Consider the following 9,151-nt stretch of genomic DNA (forward strand, 5'->3'; position numbering starts at 1 on the left):
GGGTCCACGAACTGGGGCAGGAACGCGATGGTGCAGGTGGCCATCTTCGGGTTGAGCCGGTTGGTCACCAGTCCGTTCAGGTACGCGCGGCGCGCGGACACTCCTGTGCCGGCGACGGCCTCGTCCGCGTCGGGCACCACATGTCCGGACCAGGCGTGACCATCGCGACCAGCGTCGTCACGAAGAAGGCCGCCATCAGATGCTCGTTGATCGGCATCCTCTGATCGTGATCGTTTCAGGACGTTGCCGCCCCCCGCATCTTCGGATGATGAGACGCCGGGGCTACATCCTGCCCTTGCGCTCGACGACGAGGATGCGCGCCTGCGGCTTGGGGTGGGCGACGTGCTCGTCCCCTTCGTCGGCGTAGCAGATACGGCCGGGCGCGAGGTGCTCGACCATCTCCTGGCCGTCGCGGCGATAGTGCATGTCCACAGCGCCGTCCAGGACGACGAAGACCTCGGGCCCGTCGTTGACATGCCAGATGTAGGGCTTGTCGGTCCAGTGCAGCCGGACCGTGGCGTTGTCGATCTCAGCGATGTCCAGCGCACCCCAGGCGCGATCAGCCGTAAAGGTTGTGGAGTCAACGAAACGCATGCCGAGATCATCGCACCAGCGACATCGGCCCTGATCAGCAGGGTGCCCGCCCCGTCGGCATGGGCGGCGAAGACCGCTGCATGGCCTACGCTCCGCCCGCCCGTCATGGAAACAGGTGCGCTCAACGGAGAGCGATCAGAGACCATGATCGGGTGCCTGACCCGCTATGGGAAAACGTTCGCCACCTGTTCGAGCCGGACGGCTCGTTGCTGGACGCCTACGTCTTCGACACGACCGTCGCCGACTGGCAGAACTTCGTTGATCTCGTCCGGTCTGCGGGCTGGTGGTTCTCCTACTCTGAGGACGGCCATGCGGCGCGCCTGCCCGAACGCGTCGAGGAGGTACTGGCCCGACGCAGTGAGATGGGGGTGCTGCTGCAGGTCAGGCCGGCCTCCGAGGTTCTGGTCAACGTCCACTTCTTCACCGAGGGCGAGATCGAGGTGGATCTCGACCCCCGAGAACTCCGGGGCCAGGAGCAGCTCAACGCCGTATGCGCGTTCCTCCGAGTGGTCAGCCGACGGCTGGGCAAACCGATGGTCCTCACCCCCGAGAACGGAGCCGCCCACCCATTGATCACCTACGACCTCGCCACCGACCAAATCCTCCCGCTCCGGGTCTGAAGCGGATATACCTCGTTGGTCGATATATGCTCGCGTTCGTGACGCGACAGAATCCCTCCCTGACGGAACCGCAGTACTTCATCCTTGCCGCGCTCATGGACGGGCCCTTGCACGGCTACGGCATCCTCAAGGCCGCCGAGCAGGCCACCGGCGGGCGGCTCCGGATCGCTGTCGGCACGCTCTACGGCGCGCTGGAGCGGATGGAGCGGGCCGGGCTGGTGGCCGCCGACCATGAGGAGATCGTGGACGGACGGGCCCGGCGCTACTACCAGCTCACCCAGGACGGCACCGAGGTGCTCGCCCGGGAGGCGCAGCGGATGCAGCAGGCGGCGGCCGTCGTCATCGGCCGCTCTCAAGACGTCGGGGTCGCCCCGGCATGAACCGTCTCCTGCTTGCGGCCTACCCCAAGTCCTTCCGCGCTCGCCAGGGAGCGGAACTGCTGACCTGCCTGGACGAGGCGTATCCCGGCCGGTCCTGCCCCCCGCCGCGCGAGATCGCCGCCCTGGTGCGCGCCGGGGTGCGGGCCCGTGCCCGCGCCGTCGTTGACGACGCGTCCCGGCCATGGTGGCTGGACGGAGTCCATCTGGCCGCGCTCGCCCTCGCCGTCCTCGCGCTGGCGCCGTACCTCCAGGACGTGTGGCACTGGGCACTGCGCATCGATCCCGGTCAGCACGCCATCGTCTTCCGCTTCGCCGGCTGGTACCCGTGGGCGCAGGGCCCCGGGACGCAGACACGGCTGCTGCCCTACGGGCTGCTTCCCCTGATCTGCCTGGTCGCCCTGCTACGTGGTAAGCCGTGGATGGCAGTGCCCTCCGCGGCGGCGATGATCTACGCCGGTGCCACGATCGGCGGCTCCACGGCGATCTTCGGCGACGAGGGCCAGCAGGGCCTGGGCTACTACGGGCTGGCCGCCCCGATCACGTCCCATGACCTGGTGTTCTCGGGGACGCTGTTCGCCGCGTGCATGGTGCTGGCGGTGTGTCGTCCCGGTCGGCTGCGACGCCACTCATACCTCTGGCTGGGCCCCGTCGCGCTCGCGATGGCCGTGGCCGGCGGCCTGCACATCGTGGCGATCGGTCCGGTCTTCCAACGCGGCCTGTTCGCCGTCGAGGTCGCCGCGCTGATCGTCGCATGGGTGGCGACGGCCTCGACCGGCGACCACCGGTGGCTGATCCCCGTCACGGTCGTCGCGCTCGTCCGCACGCAGGCGATCGTCGCCCAACCGGACTGGTACATGAACTCCCTGCCGAGCCTGGTCGTGATCCTCCTCCTGATCACGCCGCTGCCGGTCCTCGGGATCACCGCCCAGCTCCGGCGGAGCCGGACGCTCCTCGACTAGGGACAGATCCCCACGCGTTGGCCGAGCCGCCCCTCCAAGAAGAACTGAGAAAGCGATGACCCCGCACGACCACTCGACCCTGCCCATGGCCCCGGAAAGTGCGGCCGACCCCGGCCGTCCGCGGACGGCACGTCCGCGGATCTCAGCCCCGCTGCACCTCCTGGGGCTCCTCGCCCTCTACCTGGTCGCCGTCTGCACTCCGTTCGGGCAGCGGGCGGAGAACGCCCTGCTCAAGGGGGTCGGCGCCGAGTCGGCATGGATCTACGACTGGTCGGGGTCGGACTATGGCACGTCCGCCGCGCCGCCGCTGGACGACACCGCCCTGCCCACCCTGCTCCTCGGCATGGCCGTCATCGCGGCCGTCACCGTGGCCCGTCGGTGCTGGTGGCGGGGCTTCGCGGCGGCCGGAGTCGTCGCGGGGACGTTCGGGGGCACCGAGGTGCTCAGTAAGAAGGTCCTGCCCCGTCCGGATCTCATCGGCGCGCCCGACATGCTCACCGAGGCCAGCTTCCCCAGCGGGCACGTGGCCATCCCCGCCGGGCTGGCCCTCGGCGCCGTCCTGATCGCTTCCCCTCGCGTCCGCCCCTACGTGACCATGGTCGGCATGATGTGGCTCGCCGCCACCGCGGGCGCCGTCCAGGCCCTCTACCACCACCGGCCCAGCGACGTGCTGGGCGCCACGCTGCTGGCCTGCGCCTGCTACAGCCTCGCGGTCCGGCTTCTGCCGGCCGCCGCCGCATCGAACGCCCCGCGGACGCCTCGTGCGCTGCCGACCGTCGCCCTGGCCCTGTCCGCGATCGGCGCGCTCGCCGCCGGCGCACGGGACGACTCCCTCACGGAGTCGCTGGTCTTCGCAGCGGCGGCATTCCTGTGCGCGTCCCTGCTCTGGTACACCACGGCCGAGCGCCCCTCCCCCACCGCGAACGCGCCACTGACCGAGTCCCAACCACGTGCTCACCGATCAGGAACATGATCGGACCTGTCCCACGACCGGGCCCACCACCCCTCAAAGCCGTCCTCGCCCATATCGGGGTGCTCCCCGCGCGGGGAGCAGGCGCCTGGGCATCGCGGCAATGCCGGGCAGTAGAGCGACCTGGTGGGCACGCGCGACAACCGCGTCCGTCGGCGGGTGCTGTTTCAGAGCATCGCCATGCGGCGTGTGGAGGACTATGCCGTGCTGCCGACGCCGCAGGTTCAGCCACCGCCGGAAGGCATGAACGGCACAGCCAAGGCAATATCTATCCACGGAGAGTGACGACAGGCCCTCTGCCTGCTGCGGCTAACGCCCGGAGGGAATCGCCGAGATGCTTCCTGACGCCGCTGACGGGACCCCGGGTGCGACCGCCCGGCCGCGTGAGGGGGCAGCGGAGCCGCAGCTCACGAAGCCGCCGGCAAACGTCAGAGGGCTGGTCAACGAGGCGCTCGCCTCGGCACCCGGCTCACGCCTCGGCCCTGGGCGATGGGTCCGGCGCGAGGTCCACGTCACCTGGCGGATGACCGCTGACAACCTCCTCGCGAACATCCCCTCGCCCCTGATGTTCGTCCTCGGCGCATGCTTCCACCTCCATCTGGGTGCCCTGCAGACCGCCGTGCATGGGGGAAGGATCATCCTCCTGCAGACGCTGTACGGATATGTCTTCGACGCCTCCAACCAGTCCCGAGGCGCGGACGAGGACCGCATCAACAAGCCACACCGTCCCGTCCCGTCAGGATTGATCACGCCTGGCGGCGCCCGCCGACGCTTCTGGTGTGTCATGCCCGTGTACACCCTGGCAGGCTGGGAGCTGGGCGTCCTGGAATGGGTACTGCTCTTTCAGGCGGTCACCACGTTCCTCAACTTGCTCTGCCCACCACGCGCCTACCTGTGGTGCAAGACGCCCTGCATGATCCTCAGTACCGTCGCCCAACTCGCCGCCGCATGGCAGTCCGTCGCGCCCATCGACTCCACCGCCGGGTGGTGGATCCTGATCATCCCCGTCCTGTTCTGCCTCGCCCTGCCCTTCGAGGACGTCAGGGACATGGCCGGAGACCGCGCCGTCGGCCGCCGCACGCCGGTACTGGTCCTGGGCGAGTGGCCCCTTCGGATCTGGTTTGCCGGCCTGCTCGCGTGCATCCCCTTCGCCCTGCACTACGCGCTGTACCTCCCCACCCGCGCCCCCGGACCCCGAATCCTCTTCTGCGACATGGCCCTCGCCATCGCCTGCTGGACGCCCGCCTTGAGGGCCCTGCTCCTGCGGAACACCGCTGCGGACCGCCTGACCTACCAGCTCCTGATCACCGCATACGTCATCACGATGCTCACCGGTCCCGTCCTGTGGTACTGACTCCTGCCGCTCAGAGCGCCCGGTTTCGATCACTCAGGGCCTGTCATGCGATGTGAACCGGCTCCCCAGAACCGCTGGGGCCGCGCCACCCTCTACCTCCACATCCCGGCGCTTGTGAAACGGCCGACATCATCGGGCAGCTACGCCTGCGAGCCTGGGAACACCGCTGGTACCTCACCGCGCCGCACAGCACCGGGGCGCCGTTCCTTCTGGGAGCGGAGGGCGTGGTGACGGTAGTCGCTGGGGCTGGTGCCGTAGGCGACGCGGAACATCCGGCTGAACGCCGCGGCGTTGGTGAATCCCCAGCTGGCGGCGATGGCACGGACCGGCCTGTCGCGCAGTTTCGACGAGGAGAGGTCCGCGCAGCACTGCTCGAGTCTGCGGCGCCGGATGGACTCGGCGACGCCCTCGGGCTGGCCTTCGAACAGCGTGTAAAGCGTCCGCAGCGAGATGTGATGCCGACGGGCGATCAGGCGGGGGGTCAGGTCGGGCTCGCCCAGGTTCTGGTCGATGAACCCGTTGATCCGGCGGAGCAACCCATGGGCGCGGACCTCGGCGGGCGTCTCCCGCTGGACCCCGAGCTGCTGGGCGAGGCTCCCCGCGACCAGTTCCACCGCCATGTGCCCCAACGCGTCCAGGCAGGCCGGACGGGTGTCAGGAGCGTTGGCGGTGAGCGAGAGCAGGAAGTCCGACAGCACCGCTTCCATTCCCCTGGTGCCGGTGATGCGCCGGGCGAGGAGCCGGTCGACCTGCTGGGACGGCAGCGGCATCACGGCCTTGGGTATCTGCAGGATGAGGACCTCGACGTTGCGGCCGTCCAGCCCTGAACCGGACTCATAGGGACGCGAGGTGTCCCAGAGCGCCATCTCCCGAGGCCGAAGGCCCGCCTCGCACCCGTTCTGCGCGAACCACGCGGTGCCTTTGAGGAGCAGACCCAATTGGTACTGCTCTGGGTCCCCCTCGCGGATCAGCTGCGTCGTCCTGCGCGAGCGAAGTGGGGAGTAGGCGAACCTGGCCACCTGTACGGCCCCCAGGCTCAGCAGGGTCCCCTCGGCGTGGAACCGGTCGGAGTTCAGGGGGCTGAACTCCGACGGCATCAACGCGCGGGACACCATCTCGGTGAACCAGCCGACCCTGTCCCCCAAAGCGTCGGCCGCGGAAAGTCCGCCACGTCGCCCCAGTGGGGCCTCATCTGCAACGATGCGCACGCGACGCACGTTACAAGATCCACCGACCGGTATCGGCCCGCCCGTAATACCTTTCTGCTCGGCATCCCGCGCCTCGCGGTGCGGCTGGAGCCGTCCGGGGAAAAAACGATTGCCGCGCGCAGGGCGGCCCGCCAGGATGCTGATCATGAGTGGCGGGACGGGCATGGAGGACCGGCAGGACGCGGAACGTCCGCTTGCGTTGGTCACGGGGGCGGGGCGCTCGGCGGGGATCGCGGCGTCCGCGACGCTGAATCTGGCCCGAGCCGAGTGGGACGTGGCGTTCACGTACTGAACTCCGTATGACGCGCGTATGCAGTGGGGCACAGAGCCCGGCGCTCCCGAAAGACTGCGGGAGCAGCTGGCGTTCCTTGGGGTGAGAACCCACGCGGGCGACCTGGCTGCTGATCCGGGAGTACGGACTGAGGTTCCGCGGACGGCACGGCAGCGGACGGATCGTCAGCCTGACCAGCGACCACACCTCCGGCAACCTCCCCTACGGCGCGAGCAGGACGCGATGGACCGGATCACGCTGGCCGCCGCCCGCGAGCTCGCCCATCTGGGAGTGACCTCCAACGCCATCAATCCCGGACCGACCGACACCGGGTGGATGACCGAGGCGCAGAAGACCGACCTGGCCGGCTCCACGCCCCTGGGACGCCTCGGCATGCCGCAGGACTGCGCGAACCTCGTCACCTTCCTCTGCTCTTCAGAGGGCGGCTGGATCAACGGCCAACTCCTCCAGAGCAACGGCGGACTCGCTTAGCCGAGCGCGCAGACTTGCCCGTCCGCGCACGAGGGTCGGGTTCAACGGGGCGTCATCGTCTCCGGCCCGCAGGGCGTGCGGCGGGCTGCCTGGGGCACAGGGTTCACGCTGGTCGAAGACGGTCCCGACGCTGACACCCACCAACGGTTCCCAATAATGTGACTGTGGGTATCGAAGCGATGACTGTGTGCAACATTCGCCAGTCGATCCAGTCTTCGCTCCGGAAGGTGCTCCTCGTGAACATGCATAGATTGCTCGCCACCGCGTCCACAAGTCTGGTCGCCTGTGCCGCGCTCGCCCACGGCACCGCGACCGCGGGTGTTGTCGGCCCGGTGATTCCGGTGAAGGGCGCCGCGACGCTCTGCCTGACCGCCGCGGCGACGGCTTCTCTGACGGCGGACGGCGTGACGCCGTCCGCGATCGCGCCGGCGACGCTCGATACATCCGGCTCAACCCCGTGCGTGAAATTCCCGAACGCGCACGGAAGCGTTGCACTCGACCTCAGCGCCGGCGGGGCGTCTCTCGATGGCGGTCTCAGCTTCACCCGTTCCCGTGACGGGGCCCGGCTCGACCTGACCGGCCTGTCCGCCGACCTCCCCAGGAGCAAGATCACCATAAAGGCGGCGGTCAACGGCGGGCCGCCGACCGGCATCGACCTGGCGGCGTACACAGCCGGTCCCACGTACTTCGTCACCACGGCCGCCGAAGTGTCCGGCACCAGCGTGCCCCTGCGTCTCGAACCTGGCGGCGCGACCGCGTTCACCCAGGCCTTCGGCCAGACGCCGGTCGCCGTAGGCGCTGACATCCTCCTGGCCACAGGCCACCTCGATGCGCTCTCAAATCTCAGCTCCGTCACCGGCACCGTGCCGTCGCACGCTTAGAGGCAGAGGCAGAGGCAAGTGCGTTGGACGCGCCGACGGGCGGTCAGCCAGTCGTTGAGGACGCTGACCTGGACGGCGGCCCGCCAACGGACAGCAAGCGACTCCGTGTCGAGACCTCCAGCAGAGGCGAGGGTGTAGCTCGAGACCGGCGCGAGGTGGGGACGGCCGGAGCCGAAGCGATCCTGAAACTGCGTGTCGTGGCCTCCAACGGGGAATGGACGCCTACTGGCGATGGCGCCTGGACCGTGTCCAGCAGGCCAGGCCTCATATCCAAGGGAGGCAGGGCCTCTCGGATTGATCACACAGGCCGCTCGCGGCCCGGCCACCCGGCCCTGGCCGGCATCTCGGAGGGTGAGACGACGGCGACGGGAGGGGCAGGTGGGATGGTCCGTGCGAGGATGCGGCATATGGGGACCTACGCCTCCATTCGAGGCTGGATCGAACTGGATGTCAGCCAACGCCAGCGGGCTGAACAGATCATCCAAACCCACGACGACGGCTTCTACTCCGGCGGCTGGGGATGGCCGAACAAGCCGTTCAACTGGACGCTCTACCTCTTCTACGGCGGCGACGTTCGGGTGGCTTCCGTTCCCGAGATCCGGGAACAGGTCGAGCGACTCGCCCAGATCATGCCGCGCGAGGAAGGTGACGAGATGACACCTCGAGGCTTCTTCCTTGTCACCGACGAACTGGGCCACACCGAGACCTGGCACATCGAAGACGGAGCTGTGGTCAGCCACCCGACCACAGAACTCCGCTGGCTGGAGTCCTGAAGGGGCAAGCTGCCAGGCTCCGCCGCCCGCCCGAGCACTCATCCGCCCCAAAGATGTCGCCGCCAGCCGACGCAGCAACAGCACCCTGGCACGACGAACGACGAAACCGACCACCCAAGCCCTCGCTGGGAGCGAGCTACCCCAAAGGTGAGTGGCGTGCCGCCGTCTCCCAGCCGTACGAGCGACGGCACTCGACGGGCCACGACTCTGACTGTCAGGACGAGCCCATCTCCGGCGCCGCCTCCGGCCTGGCCGGCCGCAGGCCAGAAGCGGTTCGTCGCTGCGGTGACGGTGGGATTCGAACCCGCATCCATCACCGACGCTGACCTGCGATTACGCCGAACTTAGCAGGTAGACGGCGAACGGCTCAAGACTCATCAGAACGGTGCATGACCCCTCGGACGGACGGGCCCCTGGGGCCCTGGAAACAGGAACGCTGATCCCCAAGGGCGGCGTCAACACGCAGCAGCCCGTCGGACGCCAGCTGGCGGCCTGCTTGTAGTCCCACGCCCCCAGATCTGCGGGTCAGCGCGCCGATCGCGTCCCTGTCCCTCAGCACATGAAGGTTACGGTAGGTCACCGGATACGAGCCGGTACGGATTACGACGCACAGCAACCCAACTGATGGCCGACATGCAGAGACGTTGGC

General features: G+C 68.7%; 13 protein-coding genes. 10 read left to right on the plus strand and 3 right to left on the minus strand.

Annotated elements, in window-relative coordinates:
• Nucleotides 1-76: 76 nt before the first annotated feature.
• On the minus strand, nucleotides 77-217 hold the full coding sequence (locus EBO15_RS44400) for a hypothetical protein (protein WP_158628346.1): 141 nt from the start codon (nucleotides 215-217) through the stop codon (nucleotides 77-79).
• Nucleotides 218-282: 65 nt separating this feature from the next.
• On the minus strand, nucleotides 283-594 hold the full coding sequence (locus EBO15_RS24590) for a cupin domain-containing protein (RefSeq protein ID WP_122196804.1): 312 nt from the start codon (nucleotides 592-594) through the stop codon (nucleotides 283-285).
• A 152-nt stretch (nucleotides 595-746) separates the two neighbouring features.
• Here EBO15_RS24590 and EBO15_RS24595 point away from each other — a divergent pair, with 152 nt between their 5' ends.
• The 6 genes from EBO15_RS24595 to EBO15_RS24615 all read left to right on the plus strand — a co-directional run bounded on the left by EBO15_RS24595 (nucleotide 747) and on the right by EBO15_RS24615 (nucleotide 4,877).
• The gene (locus EBO15_RS24595; protein ID WP_122196805.1) at nucleotides 747-1,214 is read left to right on the plus strand and encodes a hypothetical protein; all 468 of its coding nucleotides are present in this window, start codon (nucleotides 747-749) and stop codon (nucleotides 1,212-1,214) included.
• Nucleotides 1,215-1,252: 38 nt separating this feature from the next.
• Nucleotides 1,253-1,594: a PadR family transcriptional regulator gene (locus tag EBO15_RS24600; RefSeq protein ID WP_122196834.1), complete on the plus strand. Its 342-nt coding sequence runs from the start codon at nucleotides 1,253-1,255 to the stop codon at nucleotides 1,592-1,594.
• Entirely contained in the window at nucleotides 1,591-2,553 is a 963-nt protein-coding gene (locus tag EBO15_RS24605; RefSeq protein ID WP_122196806.1) for a hypothetical protein, read from the plus strand. The genes EBO15_RS24600 and EBO15_RS24605 overlap by 4 nt, the downstream gene beginning before the upstream one ends.
• Before the next feature lie 55 nt (nucleotides 2,554-2,608).
• Nucleotides 2,609-3,526, plus strand: coding sequence for a phosphatase PAP2 family protein (locus EBO15_RS24610; protein WP_199744784.1), 918 nt, complete (start codon nucleotides 2,609-2,611; stop codon nucleotides 3,524-3,526).
• 123 nt (nucleotides 3,527-3,649) lie between these two features.
• On the plus strand, nucleotides 3,650-3,808 hold the full coding sequence (locus EBO15_RS44405; RefSeq protein WP_158628347.1) for a hypothetical protein: 159 nt from the start codon (nucleotides 3,650-3,652) through the stop codon (nucleotides 3,806-3,808).
• A gap of 238 nt (nucleotides 3,809-4,046) precedes the next feature.
• Entirely contained in the window at nucleotides 4,047-4,877 is an 831-nt protein-coding gene (locus EBO15_RS24615) for a UbiA family prenyltransferase (protein WP_158628348.1), read from the plus strand.
• Nucleotides 4,878-5,017: 140 nt separating this feature from the next.
• Here the strand turns inward: EBO15_RS24615 and EBO15_RS24620 are convergent, their stop codons facing one another.
• Nucleotides 5,018-6,085 carry an AraC-like ligand-binding domain-containing protein gene (locus tag EBO15_RS24620; RefSeq protein WP_199744785.1) on the minus strand — a complete coding sequence of 356 codons (1,068 nt, stop codon included), beginning with the start codon at nucleotides 6,083-6,085 and terminating at the stop codon, nucleotides 5,018-5,020.
• Nucleotides 6,086-6,230: 145 nt separating this feature from the next.
• Between EBO15_RS24620 and EBO15_RS47105 the strand changes: the two genes are divergently transcribed.
• The 4 genes from EBO15_RS47105 (at nucleotide 6,231) to EBO15_RS24635 (ending at nucleotide 8,502) form a co-directional block, all read left to right on the plus strand.
• On the plus strand, nucleotides 6,231-6,377 hold the full coding sequence (locus EBO15_RS47105; protein WP_325051938.1) for a hypothetical protein: 147 nt from the start codon (nucleotides 6,231-6,233) through the stop codon (nucleotides 6,375-6,377).
• Nucleotides 6,378-6,599: 222 nt separating this feature from the next.
• The gene (locus tag EBO15_RS47110) at nucleotides 6,600-6,848 is read left to right on the plus strand and encodes an SDR family oxidoreductase (RefSeq protein WP_325051939.1); all 249 of its coding nucleotides are present in this window, start codon (nucleotides 6,600-6,602) and stop codon (nucleotides 6,846-6,848) included.
• A gap of 164 nt (nucleotides 6,849-7,012) precedes the next feature.
• A complete protein-coding gene (locus EBO15_RS24630; protein WP_122196808.1) occupies nucleotides 7,013-7,729 on the plus strand; it encodes a hypothetical protein in 717 nt (238 codons plus the stop codon).
• Between the two features lie 407 nt (nucleotides 7,730-8,136).
• The gene (locus EBO15_RS24635) at nucleotides 8,137-8,502 is read left to right on the plus strand and encodes a hypothetical protein (RefSeq protein WP_147481635.1); all 366 of its coding nucleotides are present in this window, start codon (nucleotides 8,137-8,139) and stop codon (nucleotides 8,500-8,502) included.
• Nucleotides 8,503-9,151: the final 649 nt, after the last annotated feature.

The sequence above is a fragment of the Actinomadura harenae genome (assembly GCF_003696215.1).
GTDB classification, from domain to species: domain Bacteria; phylum Actinomycetota; class Actinomycetes; order Streptosporangiales; family Streptosporangiaceae; genus Spirillospora; species Spirillospora harenae.

What these genes read in the sequence shown, in the direction of transcription:
- EBO15_RS44400 (WP_158628346.1), bottom strand. Translation starts at nt 217, where the DNA reads ATGCCGATCAACGAGCATCTGATGGCGGCCTTCTTCGTGACGACGCTG.
- EBO15_RS24590 (WP_122196804.1), bottom strand. Translation starts at nt 594, where the DNA reads ATGCGTTTCGTTGACTCCACAACCTTTACGGCTGATCGCGCCTGGGGT.
- EBO15_RS24605 (WP_122196806.1), top strand. Translation starts at nt 1,591, where the DNA reads ATGAACCGTCTCCTGCTTGCGGCCTACCCCAAGTCCTTCCGCGCTCGC.
- EBO15_RS24610 (WP_199744784.1), top strand. Translation starts at nt 2,609, where the DNA reads ATGACCCCGCACGACCACTCGACCCTGCCCATGGCCCCGGAAAGTGCG.
- EBO15_RS24615 (WP_158628348.1), top strand. Translation starts at nt 4,047, where the DNA reads ATGACCGCTGACAACCTCCTCGCGAACATCCCCTCGCCCCTGATGTTC.
- EBO15_RS47105 (WP_325051938.1), top strand. Translation starts at nt 6,231, where the DNA reads ATGAGTGGCGGGACGGGCATGGAGGACCGGCAGGACGCGGAACGTCCG.
- EBO15_RS47110 (WP_325051939.1), top strand. Translation starts at nt 6,600, where the DNA reads ATGGACCGGATCACGCTGGCCGCCGCCCGCGAGCTCGCCCATCTGGGA.
- EBO15_RS24635 (WP_147481635.1), top strand. Translation starts at nt 8,137, where the DNA reads ATGGGGACCTACGCCTCCATTCGAGGCTGGATCGAACTGGATGTCAGC.